This window comes from Bradyrhizobium sp. NBAIM08 (genome assembly GCF_020193935.1).
GTDB lineage: Bacteria > Pseudomonadota > Alphaproteobacteria > Rhizobiales > Xanthobacteraceae > Bradyrhizobium > Bradyrhizobium yuanmingense.
In genome coordinates, this window is record NZ_JADYVR010001405.1 from 1 (window position 1) to 380 (window position 380).

Annotated in this window: 1 protein-coding gene; it reads right to left on the reverse strand. The window is 46.3% G+C overall.

Going from position 1 to position 380, the window contains the following annotated elements; genetic code table 11:
- Positions 1-380, reverse strand: a 380-nt coding sequence (locus tag I6F37_RS45150; RefSeq protein ID WP_225155152.1) for a carboxypeptidase-like regulatory domain-containing protein, incomplete at both ends; no start/stop codon positions are given.

A 380-nucleotide genomic window follows, 5' to 3' on the forward strand; every position in this document is an offset into this window, starting at 1 on the left:
CCGGTAACACTGGCCCTTTTTTGCGAACCGTACCCAATCACCACTACATCCGACATAGCAGCATCAGCAGCAGCTGTTAAAGTAATGGACAAACTTGTTTTACCAGTGATAACTGCTTCCTGCGTTTGCATACCTACATAGCTAAACACCAGAATATTTACACCATCCGGAACCTCCAGGCTGAACGTACCATCCACAGCCGTTGTTACCGATCGTTGGGTACCTTTTGCAGCAACCGTAACACCGGCAAGCGGCTCATTATTTTGCCCCGTCACTTTGCCACTGATGTTTTGTGGTGGAAGGTCATCTTTGGTTTCGTACTTGTCTTTAAGTATAAAAGGGCTTGCGAGAACAGGCATGCAAAAGATAAGACTTATTCC